Origin of the sequence: Pseudoflavonifractor sp. BSD2780061688st1 E11 (assembly GCF_005844125.1) — a bacterium.
GTDB classification, from domain to species: Bacteria; Bacillota; Clostridia; order Lachnospirales; family Lachnospiraceae; genus Sellimonas; species Sellimonas catena.
On sequence record NZ_SPHM01000058.1, the window covers coordinates 1 to 17,393 of the forward strand.

Annotated in this window: 18 protein-coding genes and 2 tRNA genes; 5 read left to right on the forward strand and 15 right to left on the reverse strand. The window is 47.1% G+C overall.

Annotated elements, in window-relative coordinates:
* Positions 1-251: 251 nt before the first annotated feature.
* From FGQ85_RS16785 to FGQ85_RS16800, 4 genes are all read right to left on the reverse strand, one after another.
* Positions 252-1,016 carry a CvpA family protein gene (locus tag FGQ85_RS16785; RefSeq protein WP_087255461.1) on the reverse strand — a complete coding sequence of 255 codons (765 nt, stop codon included), beginning with the start codon at positions 1,014-1,016 and terminating at the stop codon, positions 252-254.
* Between the two features lie 9 nt (positions 1,017-1,025).
* On the reverse strand, positions 1,026-2,336 hold the full coding sequence (locus FGQ85_RS16790) for a DUF5711 family protein (protein ID WP_138374049.1): 1,311 nt from the start codon (positions 2,334-2,336) through the stop codon (positions 1,026-1,028).
* Positions 2,337-2,400: 64 nt separating this feature from the next.
* A complete protein-coding gene (locus FGQ85_RS19055) occupies positions 2,401-3,453 on the reverse strand; it encodes a LysM peptidoglycan-binding domain-containing protein (RefSeq protein ID WP_087255455.1) in 1,053 nt (350 codons plus the stop codon).
* A gap of 217 nt (positions 3,454-3,670) precedes the next feature.
* Positions 3,671-4,006 carry a cyclic-di-AMP receptor gene (locus FGQ85_RS16800; RefSeq protein ID WP_138374050.1) on the reverse strand — a complete coding sequence of 112 codons (336 nt, stop codon included), beginning with the start codon at positions 4,004-4,006 and terminating at the stop codon, positions 3,671-3,673.
* A 183-nt stretch (positions 4,007-4,189) separates the two neighbouring features.
* Here FGQ85_RS16800 and FGQ85_RS16805 point away from each other — a divergent pair, with 183 nt between their 5' ends.
* The 4 genes from FGQ85_RS16805 (at position 4,190) to FGQ85_RS16820 (ending at position 7,832) form a co-directional block, all read left to right on the forward strand.
* Entirely contained in the window at positions 4,190-4,465 is a 276-nt protein-coding gene (locus tag FGQ85_RS16805; RefSeq protein WP_087168796.1) for a metal-sensing transcriptional repressor, read from the forward strand.
* 78 nt (positions 4,466-4,543) lie between these two features.
* On the forward strand, positions 4,544-5,164 hold the full coding sequence (locus FGQ85_RS16810; RefSeq protein WP_243128596.1) for a superoxide dismutase: 621 nt from the start codon (positions 4,544-4,546) through the stop codon (positions 5,162-5,164).
* Between the two features lie 74 nt (positions 5,165-5,238).
* Positions 5,239-7,122, forward strand: coding sequence for a cation-translocating P-type ATPase (locus FGQ85_RS16815; RefSeq protein ID WP_138374051.1), 1,884 nt, complete (start codon positions 5,239-5,241; stop codon positions 7,120-7,122).
* A 32-nt stretch (positions 7,123-7,154) separates the two neighbouring features.
* Positions 7,155-7,832: an aryl-sulfate sulfotransferase gene (locus tag FGQ85_RS16820; RefSeq protein ID WP_138374052.1), complete on the forward strand. Its 678-nt coding sequence runs from the start codon at positions 7,155-7,157 to the stop codon at positions 7,830-7,832.
* 62 nt (positions 7,833-7,894) lie between these two features.
* On the opposite strand, the gene FGQ85_RS16825 is transcribed toward FGQ85_RS16820, so the two are convergent.
* The 8 genes from FGQ85_RS16825 to FGQ85_RS16860 form a co-directional block, all read right to left on the reverse strand.
* Positions 7,895-8,839, reverse strand: coding sequence for a transketolase family protein (locus FGQ85_RS16825; RefSeq protein ID WP_118636863.1), 945 nt, complete (start codon positions 8,837-8,839; stop codon positions 7,895-7,897).
* Entirely contained in the window at positions 8,827-9,663 is an 837-nt protein-coding gene (locus FGQ85_RS16830; RefSeq protein WP_087255446.1) for a transketolase, read from the reverse strand. Before FGQ85_RS16830 ends, FGQ85_RS16825 begins: the two co-directional genes overlap by 13 nt.
* A 33-nt stretch (positions 9,664-9,696) precedes the next feature.
* Positions 9,697-10,350, reverse strand: coding sequence for a fructose-6-phosphate aldolase (fsa, locus tag FGQ85_RS16835; RefSeq protein WP_087168802.1), 654 nt, complete (start codon positions 10,348-10,350; stop codon positions 9,697-9,699).
* Between the two features lie 267 nt (positions 10,351-10,617).
* Positions 10,618-11,709, reverse strand: a complete 1,092-nt coding sequence (locus FGQ85_RS16840) for a LacI family DNA-binding transcriptional regulator (RefSeq protein ID WP_087168803.1) — start codon at positions 11,707-11,709, stop codon at positions 10,618-10,620.
* 121 nt (positions 11,710-11,830) lie between these two features.
* The gene (gene recR / locus FGQ85_RS16845) at positions 11,831-12,427 is read right to left on the reverse strand and encodes a recombination mediator RecR (RefSeq protein ID WP_087168804.1); all 597 of its coding nucleotides are present in this window, start codon (positions 12,425-12,427) and stop codon (positions 11,831-11,833) included.
* A gap of 18 nt (positions 12,428-12,445) precedes the next feature.
* Positions 12,446-12,799, reverse strand: coding sequence for a YbaB/EbfC family nucleoid-associated protein (locus FGQ85_RS16850; RefSeq protein ID WP_087168805.1), 354 nt, complete (start codon positions 12,797-12,799; stop codon positions 12,446-12,448).
* 12 nt (positions 12,800-12,811) lie between these two features.
* The gene (gene dnaX, locus FGQ85_RS16855; protein ID WP_087168806.1) at positions 12,812-14,392 is read right to left on the reverse strand and encodes a DNA polymerase III subunit gamma/tau; all 1,581 of its coding nucleotides are present in this window, start codon (positions 14,390-14,392) and stop codon (positions 12,812-12,814) included.
* Positions 14,393-14,434: 42 nt separating this feature from the next.
* Positions 14,435-15,517 (reverse strand): ATP-dependent 6-phosphofructokinase, encoded by a 1,083-nt coding sequence (locus FGQ85_RS16860; protein WP_087168865.1) that lies wholly within the window; start codon positions 15,515-15,517, stop codon positions 14,435-14,437.
* A 216-nt stretch (positions 15,518-15,733) separates the two neighbouring features.
* Here FGQ85_RS16860 and FGQ85_RS16865 point away from each other — a divergent pair, with 216 nt between their 5' ends.
* Entirely contained in the window at positions 15,734-16,597 is an 864-nt protein-coding gene (locus tag FGQ85_RS16865) for a methionyl aminopeptidase (protein WP_087168807.1), read from the forward strand.
* A 79-nt stretch (positions 16,598-16,676) separates the two neighbouring features.
* Here FGQ85_RS16865 and FGQ85_RS16870 read toward each other — a convergent pair.
* From FGQ85_RS16870 to FGQ85_RS16880, 3 genes are all read right to left on the reverse strand, one after another.
* Positions 16,677-16,747: transfer RNA gene (locus FGQ85_RS16870), tRNA-Gly, on the reverse strand.
* Positions 16,748-16,750: 3 nt separating this feature from the next.
* A tRNA-Phe gene (locus tag FGQ85_RS16875) sits at positions 16,751-16,823 on the reverse strand.
* 130 nt (positions 16,824-16,953) lie between these two features.
* Positions 16,954-17,277, reverse strand: a complete 324-nt coding sequence (locus FGQ85_RS16880) for a hypothetical protein (RefSeq protein WP_087168808.1) — start codon at positions 17,275-17,277, stop codon at positions 16,954-16,956.
* Between the last annotated feature and the right edge of the window lie 116 nt (positions 17,278-17,393).

Below are 17,393 nucleotides of genomic sequence, written 5' to 3' on the forward strand. Positions count from 1 at the left end.
TCCTCAGGATTGTCACTCTGAGATGTTTTGTGCTGACAGTTATCAGCGGAACGTGTTATATATTATCATCCAGGCTTGTAAATGTCAACAACTTTTTTCAACTTTTTTGTTTTTTCTCTTTCTTTCTTCCAGGTTACTGTTCTCCCCGTATTCAGGAGCAGAAAGATGCATCTTTTCGCTTCCGAATACGACGGAACACGTAACTGCCGTCTTCACAATCAGTCTTGGCACTCAGCAGAAAGGCCCCGCCATCAGCGGAGCCCCATAAGAATCTTCAATATATAATTATTCTGATACAGGAACCGGAGAAACGCATTCCCGTTAATCTGCGCAAAGATCTCTTCCCCGGCCGGTGTTGTGTACAGGAGCGTAAATACAAGGAACACAATCCAGATAAAAATCAGCGCCATCACAAGTCCAAGGGCTGCTCCGGCAATCCGGTTGATTCCTCCTATGATCGGAAGCCACGAAACTACATCCAGTATATACATAACAATTTTCAGTGCGGCCGATATGACAAAAAAGAGTACGACCGCAGTCAGAATCTGAATAATCAGACGTGTAATCCCTTTTGCGATATAGTCTGCGAAGCTGTCCGCTCCGATCATACTGTAAATTTCTTTATTATTATTTTCCTGCAGATATTCCTTAAATATCTCCGGCACATCGGAATTCTCTATAATCTGTGCCTGTTCCTGTCTGGAAATCTCGCCTCCGGAAAGCTGCTCTGCCAGTGCCGGCAGATCGATATCTGTTCCGTTTTCTATTCCGGCCTGCTCTTCCAGAGCATCCGACATGTTTGTCATCAAGGCACTTTCAAGCCGCTCCTCAATCCAGTCATCCGCCGGGGTGTACTGAATCACGGCATCCGCCGCATACGGCGTGAGTACAACCACCAGAATCCACGCGGCCACCGCCGCGGCCAGTGATACTGCGATGCGCAGTGCCCCTTTGATATATCCCACAATGATTCCTATCGCCAGAATTCCTATCGTTCCATATAATAACCAGTTCATGTTGTTCTCCTATTTTGTCAGGCGTATTGTCTGGGTTCCTTTGTTACTCATCATCAGATATTTATTGATTCCTTTCAGAACAAAGATGTCTCTGATATCCGCCCCCATGCTTCCTTCAAACCGGTGAATTCCACCTTCAGTGAAAATGCTGGCGTTCTCACCGTCAAACAGGATTACCTGTCCGTCATCAATTTTGATGTTACTATAATCACCCTCAAATTCCTTTGATATAATCTCTTTTCCGTTATAATCGTAAAGCCGCAGTTCATATCCGGCCGAATCTGTATCTTTCAGAACAAATGCAAGATATTCTTCATCGTAGGCGATACTTCTGATTTCTTTTTTGATGTCAATCTTCGTACTTTCTTTCGGCTCGGATCCTTCATAAATCACGAAGCCGCCGTCGCCTACTGCGACCGATTTATCATCGGATACAAAGAATACGCTCGGCATGAGCTGATTCTCATAAGTATCTCCGCCGATTTCATAATTCCCGTCTTCGTGTGTTTTTCCAAAGTCGTAATAAGTAATCCTGGTATCCACCTGACCATTCTGTACCACCAGATAAGAGACAAGAAGTGTCGTTCCATCAGGCGACAGCGCAATGTCAATCGGATATCCGCTTGCAGAAGACGCAACGCTGTACTCGATCAGTACATTTCCTGATACGTCATAGCACTGAATCATCGGAGTGCTTCCATTTTCAAGCAGAACGGCTGTAACTCCCTGATCTGATACGGACATTTTCTCTATGGGAAATGTCGTACTGATCTGCCCCCGCAGTCCATTTTCTCCGAATACTGCAATATCGTTGCCGCCCTGCTCTGCTACTGCCGCGGAAGTACCGCTGACTTTCATAACCGGTTTCTGAAACTGGACGCTTTCCGTCCAGAGTTCAGCCCCGTCCAGATCGAATAATGCAACACCGTCGGTATCACAGCTCAGTATATTCTCCCCATAACGTATATAAAAGCTGTTTCCCGACTCTGCTTCCTGAATCTGAGACACGACCTCAACCCCTGTATAGGTCTGAAGTGTAATCGTCAGATAGGAGACCGCCACGGCCGCTGTCAGAACTCCCACAATGACCCATCTTCGGATCGCCTTTTTTGTTCTGGCCCTCATAGGCTTTTTCTTCTTTTTTACCGGATGCATTTCTTCCGGATTCTCCGTTTCAATAGAAGGCTGTACCGTCCACATCTCCACCCGGGGCTTTTCGACATACTTCCGGCCGATCCGGACAGCAGTTCCCTCCCCGAAAAGATCCGGGATATCAGCCCTCGGGACCACGTGGAACCTCATTTGCTGCTTATCCTTCATATTGCTTTCCCCTTTGTATTTTATTTATACTGTTCTATTTCTGATTATCATAACATACTTTTTCTTACGGCAACAGTAATTTTTGCCCGATGTATATGAAATCCCCATTCGTAAGACCGTTCATCCGTGCGATTGCGTCTACATAGGAAGTATCTCCATATACTTTCCGGCTGATGGTAGCAAGCGTATCCCCACGCTGCACCACGTAGTACTCTTCCCCTCCGGAAGTCTCCTGTTCCTGTATATCCAGTGTGTCTTCACTGCTGCTCTTAACATCCGTTCCTTCCTCAACCTCTGTTGTCACTTTCTCTCCGGATGCCTGTGCTTCTTCTTCGCCTTCCGCCTTTTCCACGGTTTTTGTAATCTGGTCAAGAGAGGTCTGAACTGCCTTGATCTTATCATAATTATTTACCATTGTCACGCCGATGATCAGAATAACAAGCAAAAGAAATGTGCTTGCCGCATAGAGAAAACGGTTATTCTGCTTCTGGTCCGCCTTCTCCAGTTTTGCTTTCACGATACTGCGAAAATCCTTCGCAGCCCGATCCGCAATAGATTCACTGGGAGTAATCCTGTTTTCTTTCCGTGAGGAAATCATATAATTCTGCATCTCCGGATTTTTTTCATAATAAATATAATGTCCATTGATTTCCATCAGTTCTTCATATTTATAGGCATAAAACTTTTCTTCTCTGTCTTTCGGATCTTTCATAATAAAAACCGTATTCTCTTCACCGAAATACGTTTTATGTATCTTCTCCAGCGCTTCATCCGTGCCCGGCTTTCTGGACGGGTCAATCAGAAACCACCCGACAAGCGACTGATTGCCGAAATATTCCTTACAGTCTTTCATTCCCGCTTCCACGGCAGCTTCCGCGAGATTCAGCTGATTTTCATTTTTTACAATCTCCGATATCCTGACGGCTCCCGATATATATACGCAGTCCTGATCTTCTACCTGTCCTGTTTCTCCGATCAGGAAAGCCCCTTTCGGCTCTTCATCCGTTTTATCGCAAAGCTGGTTCAAGAATGTATCTACATAGTCTTCCACATAAATCTTGGGACTGTCACATACATTCCCTATCTGACGTACATTTTTCGGAAATTGTTTTTCCATATATTCTCACCTCATATTCATATTTTTTCTCATCATATCATAGCGGTAACGCTGATTTTATCGCTTTATGTCAGCGGGTTCCAAGAAAAATACGACACATCCGGCGAAAAAAACGGAAGACTCGTGTCTTTTTGCACAAGTCTTCCGGTATTTTTCATGTATTTTGTTTTCCCAGGGCGTGTTTTGTCAACTTTGCGCCTCTCTTTTACTCTGACCGTCAGATTCTCTTAAACTGTTCCACATTCAGTACGAATACCGTGGCACCGCCGACTTCAACGGTAATCGGGATATAGGAATAACTGATCATAGACAGGTCTCCCTGCGGATATGGTGTCGTTACTTCCACCTGTTTTCTCTTTGCACATTCTTCCTGAAGAATTTTAAAAACTTCTTCCACCTGATCGTCTTCCACACCAAGCATCAATGTTGTATTTCCCCGTCTCAGGAATCCTCCGGTACTGGATAATCTTGTCACGCGGAATTTCTTTTCATTCAGATGCCTGACGGCTTTATTCGTATCATCGTCATGTACAACCGCAAAAATCAACTTCATAAGGAACGCCCCTTTCATTTTTATTTAACAGAATTATACCATATTAGTACGCGAATTACACATAAATTTGATTAAAATTCAAAAATTTACAATCTTTACCCGGCGTACCTTGACATTCTTCTTATTATACCTGATAATTATGGAATACATATACCCCTAACGGTATGAGAAGGAGGCATTACTATGAAACAATGTATTGATTCTCAAAATCTCCACCGCCGTCTCAGGAAAATCATCGGCCAGGTCCAGGCCATCGACCGGATGATTGATGAAGACGTTCCTTGCGAAGACATTCTCTCGCAGATCAATGCTGCTAAATCCGCCCTCCACAAAGCGGGTCAGGTCGTTCTGGAGGGCCATATTCAGCACTGTGTACGCGACGGAATCGAACACGGAGACGCTGATGAAACGATTGCAAAATTTACAAAAGCTGTTGAACGTTTTGCAAACATGATCTGAAAAATAAACCGGTTTTGTCATTTCTCTTCCGATATCTGCTTATATTGTCATTAGAACAGCAAAAGGAGGTATCAAACCTTGATTACAGAAATGACCTGGCCTTTTCATCTTCCGCCGCTTCCCTATCCGTATGATGCGCTGGAGCCGTTTATCGACCGCGAGACGATGTGTCTGCACCATGACAGGCATTTTCGGACTTATGTGGATAATCTGAATGACGCTCTTGTGAATGCTCCCGAGTATCATTCCTGGACACTGACAAAGCTCCTGTCCCGTCTGGAAGACATTCCGGATCCTCTTCGTACTTCTGTACGCAACAATGGGGGCGGTGTGTACAGCCATGACCTTTACTTTGATCTCATGGCCCCGCCGGGACAGGAAATTGCTCCGGCCATCCTGGAATACTATGACACCGGCCGGCAATTTTTCTCGGACATGAAGACGGCCGCCCTTGGACAGTTCGGATCCGGCTGCGCGTGGCTGGTTATCAGTCCGGACGGCTCTCCCGCCATCATGGCTCTTCCGAATCAGGACAATCCGCTCACACTCGGTTTCTACCCGGTACTCCCTCTGGATGTCTGGGAACATGCATATTATCTGAAATATCATAATCTACGCAGCAGCTATATCGACAACTGGTTCCATATCATCAACTGGGAAGCTGTTTCAGAACGGCTGCTTTCCTTTTTTCTTCCTTGACAACCCATACCCCTATAGGTATAATTTTCTTAAACATATACCTGTATAGGTATAAAGGAAGGAGAAGAATACTTATGAAAACACTGGAACGTATTCTGGAATGGGGCGGAATCAAAAAGGATATCATCTTTCTTTCCATATCACTTGCGGCTCTTCTTGCGAGTCTTTTCGGGATCCGTCCCTTTCCTTTTGATCTGGCATGGATTTCCGTGATCCTGTGCGGAATACCGATCATACTGGAGGCAGTCATCGGTCTTGTGACGGCCTTTGACATCAAGGCCGATGTGCTTGTCTCTATCGCGCTGATTGCTTCCCTGATCATCGGTGAAGACTTTGCGGCCGGCGAGGTGGCCTTCATCATGCAGCTTGGTGCTCTTCTGGAGGATCTTACTGTTTCAAAAGCCCGTGCCGGGATTGAGAAGCTTGTCCATCTCACGCCGCGGACAGCAAGGCGGATTACTTCCGGCGGTGAAGAAATCATCCCTGCAAGCGATGTAATTGCCGGCGATCTGCTGCGCGTTCTTCCGGGCGAGACAATTCCCGTGGACGGCATCATTACATCCGGACAGACTTCCATCAACCAGGCCGTCATGACAGGAGAATCTCTCCCTGTCGACAAAGAGGCCGGCGATGATGTCTCAAGCGGCACTGTCAATCTCTACGGCTCTTTTGATATGAAAGCACTGAGGGTAGGTGAAGACAGCTCTATCCAGAGAATGATCCGTCTTGTGCAGTCTGCCGATGCCGGAAAGGCAAAGATTGTCGGAATTGCCGACAGGTGGGCCACCTGGATTGTCATCATTGCTCTTGTGTCGGCTGTTCTTACATGGTTTTTCACCGGTGAGATCATCCGTGCCGTAACAATTCTTGTTGTATTCTGCCCGTGCGCCCTTGTTCTTGCCACCCCTACCGCCATTATGGCAGCCATCGGAAACGCAACCAAACATGGATTTCTTGTCCGGGAAGGAGATGCCCTTGAGAGGCTTTCCATGGTAAAAAAGATCGCTTTTGACAAAACCGGAACACTGACCGAGGGAAATCTGCATGTAGAGACCATCCACAGTATTCTTCCAGGACTTTCAGACACGGATCTTTTCCGTCTTACGGCTTCATCCGAGCTTCGCTCCGAGCATCCTCTCGGCAAGGCAGTCGTCTCTGATTTTCAGAAACAGACACAGTCTGCCCCGGCTTCTCCGGAAGAATTTCACATGATTCCCGGACGCGGAGTATCTGCCAAAGTGGATGGGCACGCCATTCTTGCGGGAAATGAACAGCTGTTAAAAGAGCATACGGATACATTTTCGGACGAGCTCCCTGCCCGGGCTTCTTCCTGGCTGGATGAGGGATGCACAGTTATTTACGTAGCTGTTGACGGCAAGGCTGCCGGATTTCTCGTTCTTGCCGATACCCTCCGGGAAGACGCTGCCGAAACCATCCGCCAGGTCAAGTCTACCGGCGTATCTCCAGTTCTTCTGACCGGAGACCACCGAAATGCCGCGGCGCATATTGCAGACGTGCTGCACATCGAAGAAGTTTACTCCGGCTGTCTTCCGCAGGAGAAACTTTCCTGGATTGAACAGTCCCAGAAACGGCAGATACAAGTCTGCATGATCGGGGATGGAATCAATGATGCTCCGTCTCTGAAAAAAGCATTTGTCGGGATTGCAATGGGCGGGGTTGGAAGTGATATCGCTGTGGATGCGGCAGATATCGCGCTCGTAAATGATGACATCCGGGAACTTCCTCATTTGATTGCCCTGTCACGGAAAATGATGTTTACAATCCGCTGCAACCTCACCTTTTCCATGGCACTGAATTTTCTCGCGATCATTCTTGCCATCCTTGGAATTTTAAACCCGGTTGTCGGCGCGTTAGTACACAATGCAGGCTCTGTGTTTGTCATCATTCATTCCGCCTTCCTTTTGACTTTCAAAAATCACAGTTTTCTCAAGAAGTGATTACGAATCCTTCACATAATTATTACAGAATTATGATACTACTGTTTACGGATTACTTCAATTCTCTCGAAAATGACGAGGAGGACTTTGACTGGATGCATATCAACTCCCTCAGCCTTATAGGGGACGATTCTCTGATTCTAAGTTCCCGGGAAACATCCAGCATCATCAAAATCAGCGATATTTACGGCAGTCCGACCGTGGATTATCTCATCAGTTCCGACCAGTTCTGGGAGGGAACCGGATATGAAGATCTGCTTCTTGAGCAGGTTGGAGACTTTACGCTCCAGGCAGGACAGCACTGCGTGACCTATGAGACTTCAGATGAATTATCCGACGGACAGTATTATCTGACCATGTACAATAACAATAATGCTACAATCAGCACCCGTGACTACGACTATGACAGTGATGAAAATTATGACGGCACTTATTCCGGAACCGAAGGGGATGAGTCCTATTATTATAAATATCTTGTCGATGAAACTGCCGGAACCTTTACACTTGTTGACAGCGTCCCTGTCACCTATTCCGGCTACGTCAGCTCCGTACAGCAGGTTGGTGACAATCTTCTGACGGACAGTGGAAGCGCCTTTGAGGCAAATGAATTTGATCAGGACCACAACCTGATCCAGACCTTAACGGGAAGTGGAGCTACCTGGTGGTACCGTGTCTTTAAATACGACTACAGCGGCTACTGGTTCGCATAACAATCCCGCAAATGCAGACAAAAGGGCCCTCCCGCCATGCGGGAGAGCCCCTATTATTTTCTCTATTTCTCTACGAACGTTTTTACCTTCTTATAGATGCTTTCGCCGTCCAGTTCGTATTTTTTGATCAGTTCGACTGCCGGTCCGGATTCTCCGAAGACATCGTTGACACCGATTTTCATGACCTTTGCACATGCTGTCTCAGCTACTACGTCGCAGACAGCGCTACCAAGTCCGCCGATGACAGAGTGTTCTTCCACTGTCACGATCTTTCCGGTCTTTTCAGCTGCTTTTAAAACAGCTTCCCTGTCCAGTGGTTTGATGGTGTGCATATTGATGACTTCTGCCTGGATTCCATCTTCTGCAAGCTTTTCTGCCGCTACCAGAGCCTCATTTACTTCAAGTCCTGCTGCGATGATTGCCACGTCGCTTCCTTCGCGCAGAGTGATAGCTTTTCCAAGTTCAAATTTGTAGTCCGGATTGTCATTGATCACCGGCACAGCCAGACGTCCGAAACGCAGATAAACCGGTCCTTCGTGCTCATATGCCGCTTTTACTGCCGCCTTTGCTTCTACATCATCAGAAGGCACAATCACGGTCATTCCCGGAATCGTTCTCATCAGGGCGATGTCCTCGTTGCACTGATGGGTTGCTCCGTCTTCTCCTACGGAGATACCCGCATGGGTTGCACCGATCTTGACGTTGAGCTTCGGATATCCGATGGAGTTTCTCACCTGTTCAAATGCACGTCCTGCCGCAAACATGGCGAAAGAACTTGCAAACGGAACCTTTCCTGTCGCTGCAAGACCCGCCGCAACTCCCATCATATTTCCCTCTGCGATTCCGCAGTCAATGTGGCGCTCCGGAAATGCCTTCTTAAAGGTTCCTGTCTTTGTCGCGCCGGCAAGGTCCGCATCCAGTACAATCACGTCTTCATGCTCTTTTCCAAGTTCTACCAAAGCATTACCGTAGCTTTCCCGTGTTGCGATTTTCTTTACTTCTGACATAATGCTTCACCTGCTTTCTCTAATTCTTCCATTGCGACTTTATACTGCTCTTCATTCGGAGCGGAGCCGTGCCAGGATACCTGGTTCTCCATATAGGAAACTCCTTTTCCCTTGACTGTCTTTGCGATGATTGCTGTCGGCATTCCCTTAGTCTCTTTTGCTTCTTTGAATGCTGCTCTTAACGAATCAAAATCATGCCCATCCACATTGATCACATGGAAATTAAAGGCCTCAAATTTCTTGTCAATCGGGTATGGAGAGTTGACTTCCTCGATTGTTCCGTCGATCTGAAGGTTGTTGTTATCCACGATCACAACAAGATTGTCAAGCTTTCTGTGACCTGCAAGCATAGATGCCTCCCACACCTGTCCTTCCTGAATCTCTCCGTCTCCGACCAGTGTGTATACACGGTAGTCATCTCCGGATAATTTCGCGGAAATGGCCATTCCGACTGCCGCAGAAATTCCCTGTCCGAGGGATCCGCTTGACATGTCCACACCCGGAATGTGTTTCATGTCCGGATGTCCCTGCAGGTAAGAACCTACATGACGGAATGTCTTCAGATCTTCTACCGGGAAGAATCCTCTGTGGGCAAGGGCGGAATAGTAACCCGGTGATGTATGTCCTTTGGAAACCACGAGACGGTCTCTGTCCGCCTTCTTCGGATTCTCAGGATCGATGTTCATCTCTTCAAAATAAAGATAGGTATAAATGTCTGCCGCAGATAAAGATCCGCCCGGATGTCCGGATTTTGCATTATAAACTGCAGTGATAATGCCTTTGCGGACTTCATTGGCAGTTTTCTGTAATTCTAAATTGTCCATGACAATGCCTCCTGTCTCTTTTTCTCCGGAGAATTACTCTCCGAATACCGCTTTGTAGTCAGCCTGGAATTTCTCGATTCCTGCATCTGTCAGCGGATGATGTGTCATCTGTTCAATTACTTTGTACGGTACTGTCGCAATATCTGCTCCTGCAAGCGCACACTCTGTCACATGGATCGGATTTCTAATGCTTGCAGCGATGATCTGTGTCTCGATTCCGGAAACAGCGAACATTTCCGCAATCTCTTCGATCAGTTCTGACCCTTTCACGGAGATATCATCCAGACGTCCGAGGAACGGAGATACATAGGTTGCGCCGGCTCTTGCCGCAAGAAGCGCCTGGTTTGCTGTAAAGATCAGTGTTACATTTGTTTTTACTCCTTCTGCAGAAAGAACTTTCACTGCCTTTAATCCCTCTACTGTCATCGGGATTTTGACTACCATATTCGGATGAATCTTTGCAATCTCACGTCCTTCTGCAATCATGCCTTCTGCATCTGTCGTGGTCGCTTTTACCTCTCCGCTGATCGGTCCGTCTACGATAGATGTGATCTCTTTGATTACTTCGTTAAAATCACGGCCTTCCTTTGCAATCAAAGACGGATTTGTCGTTACTCCGCAGATCACTCCCATATCATTTGCTTTTCTGATCTCTTCCACGTTTGCTGTGTCAACAAAAAATCTCATGTTCTGTGTTCCTCCTTATTTTGGGTTCATGTTTATCATTTGATTTCATTATAAAACCTCGAAATAAGGTGGTCAATACCGCCGGTTTTTTATTAGTAATTTTATAAATTAATAATTTAATTTTTATTAATTGCTCATCCCTGATTTTTCGTTTGTTTTATGTAAAATTTATGTTTGATTCATTTAAACAGCCACTTATCAGGCCATTTTATGAACATTATATCAATTTCATCCCCGTTTTTATTATTAATATTTTTCAGGAATTCATTAATTTAATTTTATCGGATAGGATGTGGTGCCTCTTACGATAAGCTTTGGCTCATACTCCACATGGTATGTGCTCACCGGTTCGATTCCGGAATATTTCATTGTTCCGGCAGCGATTTTTTTCATAATAATATCACACGCATCTCTTCCTTTAAATACAACAAAATGCTCCACCGTCGTCAGCGATACCTTATGCATCCTGGCAAACAATGTATTATCGCATCCCATCACCGAGATATCCCCCGGAACCTTATATTTTTCTTCCTGGAGCGCGTCCAGAATCCCGAATGCAATCATGTCGTTCAGTCCGACAATGGCCGTAACCTCCCGCTGCTCCGCCAGCAGTTCTTTCGTCAGATCATAGCCGATCTTATATTCGGAATCGATATTCGCCACATTCATATCATAGGCCTCATCAGCCGCTTTGATGATGACATGGTCTTTGAGCCCCTGCCTGTCAAACTCTTTCAGAAAGCCTTCCACCCGCTTGGAACGCTGCTTCTGCCGGATCGTGAGCGGCGGCGCGATATACGCCACATCCCTGTGACCGAGCTCCAGAAGATGGCGCGCCATCAGACGTCCCAGTTTGGAATTATCAAGCTCCACCGCATCCACGCTCATCTGCTCATTCTGATTGTTTACCACAACAATCGGAATCTTTCCTGCCAGATCCTCGATCATGTCCATATAGCATCTGCTTGGATTACATGTGTAAATGATACCAAGCGGCGAAAGCTCCGGCATCATGCGCAGATACCGTTCCTCCATCTTAAGGCTCCTCTGTGTATTGCAGATAAAAAGCCCGAACCCCGCTTCCTTGGCTCTTGTCTCGATCCCCTGCAGCAGCATGACATAGTAAGGATTCGTCAGGTTGGAGCAGAATACAACAAGCAGTTTCTCTTTTCTGCTTTCTTTTCTGACCTTTCGTTTCGGCGGCTGATAGCCAAGCCTCGCCGCTGTCTTCTCCACTTTTTCCACCGTCTCCTTGGAAAAAGAAACATTGTATTTCTTATTCAGGATCATGGAAACTGTAGACTGGGATACGCCCGCTGCCTTTGCGATGTCTGTCGATGTGATCTTCTTTTTCTTCATCCTCTTCCTCCCATCTGACAAGGTGGCGCGGCTTTCCTTTCGCGGAAAATGCAAACCGTCCGGCTGCACTGCAAAAGGAAAGGGATCTACAGAAGTCAGAGGCTTTTGCAATCCCTTTTTCTTAAAGCTCCGTGCGTCCTTCCAGGGCGCGAAGAAGCGTCACTTCATCGATATACTCCAAATCTCCTCCGACCGGAACCCCACTTGCAATCCTGCTCACCTTGATCCCTGTCGGCTTGATCAGCTTGCTGATGTACATAGCTGTGGTCTCTCCCTCCAGCGTAGAATTGGTCGCGACAATGACCTCATTGACATCTCCCTCCAGCCGGATCATCAGCTCTTTAAGACGAATGTCTCCCGGTCCGATTCCAAGCATCGGCGAAATCGCCCCGTGAAGCACATGATACACACCATTGTACTTTCCGGTCTTTTCATAAGCGGCCAGGTCTCTCGGCGTCTCCACCACCATGATCGTCCCGTGGTCTCTCTGCTCATTTTTACAGATCGGACAGAGCTCGTCATCCGTCAAAGTGCAGCACTCCCTGCAGTACCGGACATTGTTTCTCGCACTGACCATCGTCTCGGCAAGTTTTTCCACCTGCTCCTTCGGCATGTGAATCAGATGAAACGCAAGTCTCTGTGCCGACTTCGGCCCGATACCCGGAAGCCTGGAAAGCTCCTCAATCAGACGGCTGATCTGGTTACTATAGTACTCCATTCTTTTCTCACTCCCGGACTAAAATAATCCTGGCATACCTCCGCCAAGTCCTCCCGTAAGTTTGCTCATTACGGAAGAATTAGCCTCATCCACCTGACGCAGCGCTTCATTTACCGCAGCTACAATCAGATCCTGAAGCATCTCGATATCTTCCGGATCCACTACTTCTTCCTGAAGTTCTACGTTTAACACTTCTCTCTTGCCGGATACCGTCACCTTGACTGCTCCGCCCCCTGCTGTGGCAGAAAACTCTTTTGTCTCCAGCTCCTTAGCCTGTTCTTCCATCTGACGCTGCATCTTCTGCGCCTGTTTCATCAGATTCGCCATGTTCCCCGGCATACCTCCGCCAGGAAAACCTCCACGTTTTGCCATATTATCTTCCTCCTAATCTTCCACTGTGATATCCATATGGATCAGCTGTTCCAGATCTATATAGCTGTCCTCAAATCTGCGGCCCTGCTCGACCTTCCCGACCTCGATTTCGACTTTCTTTCCGGTCCTTTCTACGATCAGATCCTGAATCTCCTTCTTATGGTCTTCGGTCCCGACAACGCCTGCCGCCAGATCATCCGGAAGGATAATCTGAAGCTGGCCTGCATTTCCAACACTGAGCCTTGCCTGTCTGAGATAAACTTTGAGCATTCCGGATGCATCATTTGCTATCATTCTGAAATTTTTTACTACTTCCTTTACATCCTCCGGAAGCGCCTTCGGAACCTCCCTCGGCTGTACCGGCATCTCTCCCGGCATTTCCTGTGCCGTCGGGCCATCCGCCGCCCTGTATCCCTGAGGAGGTGCCTGCGCCACAAGACCCTTCTCCACCTTTTCCTCCAGTGCGCGGATCCGCTCCAGAATCGTATCCTGGCGCGTCTCCATCTGCGGAACGCAGATCCGGATCAATGCCACTTCCAGAAGGACTCTCTTCTGTGTAGCGTACTTCAGCTGATTGCTCAGATCTGAAAAAATCCTGATATAACGCATCAAAGCGTCATTTTCTATCATCTGTGCTTCTTCTTTTAACTGTGCCAGATTTTCTGTTGAAACGTCAAGCACATCCTCCATATTATCAGAACTCTTTGCCAATAGCAAGTTTCTTAAATACCATGTGAAATCCGTGGTAAGCTGGGCAAGCTCTTTTCCCTCCATCACAAGATCGTTTACCGTCTGAAGCACGCCTTTGACATCCCGGTCAATCATTCTGCGTAGCAGGGCACTGTATACATCCGTGTCCACCGCTCCCAGAACACTGAGCACCTTATCGTAGGTAAGCTTCTCTCCGATATGAAAGGCAATGCACTGGTCCAGAAGACTCAGTGCATCCCTCATGGAACCGTCCGCCGCTTTCGCAATGTAGCGGATGGCCCGCTCCTCTACTTCCACCTCTTCTTTTTTCATCAGTTCATTCAGACGTGCTGCAATCGTATCAATCGTAATTCTTCTGAAATCATATCTCTGGCACCTTGACAGGATAGTGATCGGAATCTTGTGAACCTCGGTCGTCGCCAGAATAAAAATCACATATTCCGGCGGCTCCTCCAGCGTCTTTAAAAGCGCGTTGAACGCCCCGATGGAAAGCATATGGACCTCGTCGATGATGTAGACTTTATACCTGCCCTGAGCCGGCCGATACTCGACTTCCTCCCGGATGCTCCGGATATTGTCAACACCATTGTTGGATGCCGCATCGATCTCCACTACGTTCATGTAAGTTCCCGCCGCGATATTTCTGCACATATCGCACTCTCCGCACGGGCTTCCGTCTACCGGATGCTCACAGTTGACCGCTCTTGCAAAGATCTTTGCCACCGTTGTCTTTCCCGTCCCTCTTGTCCCGCAGAACAGATAGGCATGTCCGATTCTTCCTGACTTGATCTGGTTTTTTAATGTAGTTACAATATGGTCCTGCCCCTTTACGTCTTCAAATTCTGCTGGTCGGAACTTCCTGTATAAGGCAGTATAAGACATAATTCATTCTCCTTGTCTGATTTTTCCTGATTCTTCCTCAATCTATTTGTCGCCAAAGCTGATTCCGATTGTACGTGCTTCGCTGATGATCTTCGCTTTCGGATCTACTGTCTTAAGCTTTCCGGCAACCTCTTTGAGCGGAACTTTACATGTCTCGCCCTCCTTGATGGCAACCATATAGCCGTACTCATGACGCAGAATCATCTCTGCCGCAGCCGCGCCAAGCCTTGTCGCAAGAACTCTGTCATACGGGCACGGGGATCCTCCTCTTTGTGTATGCCCCGGAACCGTAATACGGACTTCCTTGTCGCACTTGCTCTCGATCTTCTCTGCCAGTTCATAGGCAACGGACGGATATTTTGCTTTTTTCTTTTCCTGAAGTTCTTTTAATTTCTTCTTCGGAAGCTCAGCCTCCTCCTTGGCAATCGCTCCTTCAGCGACAGCAATGATCGTAAAGCGTTTTCCTGCCGCTGAACGCTTTTTGATATATTCTGCGATCACATTCAGATCATACGGAATCTCAGGAAGCAGAATAATGTCCGCTCCTCCGGCAATCCCTGCATGCAGCGTCACCCATCCTACTTTATGCCCCATTACTTCTATGATAAATACGCGGCTGTGGGATGTGGCTGTTGTATGAATCCGGTCAATCGTATCTGTCGCGATATCCACCGCACTCTGGAAACCAAACGTCATATCCGTACCCCAGAGATCATTGTCGATCGTCTTTGGCAGCGTAATTACATTTAATCCTTCTTCCCTCAACAGATTGGCTGTCTTATGAGTCCCATTTCCGCCAAGGATGACAAGGCAGTCCAGATTCAGTTTATGGTAGGTGTGCTTCATCGCCTCTACCTTGTCCACTCCGTCCTCACCGATTACTCTCATCTGTTTGAACGGCTGTCTGGAAGTACCAAGGATTGTACCTCCGCGTGTCAGAATACCGGAGAAATCCTTCTCGGTCATCATATCAAAAGTAGAATAAATCAATCCTTTATAGCCATCTCTGAATCCGTAAATTTCCACATCTTTTACTTTGGCAAAAATCCCCTTTGCCACACCTCTCATTGCGGCATTGAGTGCCTGGCAGTCACCGCCGCTTGTCAGCATCCCGATTCTCAGCATATGCCCACGTCCTTTCTTTTCATACATTATAACTGTTCCGCCATACATCTGACCTCGTAAAACAGCATGGCCCGACAGTTCCCACATGTTTTTATTATATCTTATTTTTAGGGTGCTAACAACTGCGAAATGCGATATAATAGGAAAAGAGAGGCATATGCCCCCTCGGATTTTGAGAGATTTTACAAATTCAGAAAGACAAAGGAGATAGAGAATATGGAACGAAATGAACCTTGCTGGTGCGGAAGCGGCAAAAAATATAAGAAGTGTCATATGGCGATGGATGAAAAAATCGCTCTTCATGCCGAAAAGGGCGAAATCGTACCGGACCACTCCATGATCAAGACTCCGGAACAGATCGAAAAAATCCGGATCAGCGCCGACTTGAACACCGCTGTCCTCGATCATGTGGCCGCCCACATTCATGCGGGTATGAGCACGGCCGAAATAGATAAGCTCGTCTATGACTTCACAACAGAGCACGGCGGCATCCCTGCCCCGCTTGATTACCAGGGATTCCCAAAGAGTGTCTGCACTTCCATCAACAATGAAATCTGCCACGGAATTCCGGATGAATCCATCATCCTGCAGGAGGGCGATATTGTCAACGTGGACGTTTCCACCATTCTGGACGGATATTTTTCCGATGCTTCCAGAATGTTCTGCATCGGGGAAGTCAGCGAGCGTGCCAGACGTCTCGTACGTGTCACTGAAGAATGTGTGGAGCTCGGACTGAAAGAGGCAAAACCCTGGAATCATCTCGGCGATATCGCAGACGCTATCAACAGCCATGCGAAAGCAAACGGGTACTCCGTTGTGGAAGACATCGGAGGCCACGGCATCGGCCTGGAGTTCCACGAAGAGCCATGGGTCAGCTATGTCACACCAAAGGGAAGCGAGATGCTTCTCGTTCCTGGCATGATGTTTACCATCGAGCCGATGATCAACGAAGGAAGTCCGGATTTCTTTATCGATGAAGACAACGGATGGACTGTCTACACGGAAGACGACGGACTCTCTGCACAGATCGAATACATGGTGCTTATTACAGAAGACGGCGCCGAGGTACTGACGAAATAGCAATGTTCCGGGCAAAGAAAAGGCCGCCGCATCATCTTTACTTGATGATACGGCGGCCTTGCTTTTGAGCAATAAAAAAAGCGGGTGATGGGAATCGAACCCACGTATCCAGCTTGGAAGGCTGGTGTTCTACCATTGAACTACACCCGCGTATGCCCAAAGCCGGAATCGAACCAGCGACACGAGGATTTTCAGTCCTCTGCTCTACCAACTGAGCTATCTGGGCATTTGTCTTGTGCGCTTGGCACATGGACTATTATATGGGTTCCTCTTAGATTTGTCAACACTTTTTTTCAATTTTTCCAATTTATTTTTCGGAATTTTTTCTAATATATCTATTATATGTTCAATTTATCTTATCTAGTGTCATACTCTCCCACATAAATCATCCCATGCCGGTACACCATCCAGGTATCCATTACATCACCCTGCTCCCTGTCGTACGGTGCATCCACAAGTACATAACCGATCTGCCCGTCTTCCAGCTCATGAGGATACCCTTCTGTCGTGATCGATAACGTCAATGCCGCAATCGGATGGCCCGATCTGAGAATTGCAAACCGCGCAGCCCCCTGCGGAAGCATCAGCACGTACATTGCACCAATAATTACAACGAGGGCTATGATCGACAGCCAGAATTTTTTTGTCTTTATCGTACGTATCTTTTTCCTTCTTTTCATCTTCTACACCGTCATTTACAACTTCCCCCTTCTCTAATATTATAACAAAACAGGTCAGAGAGTCCTGAATTTTTTCTTAAAGATTCATTACATCTTGGGTAAAATTTCTGTTGTTT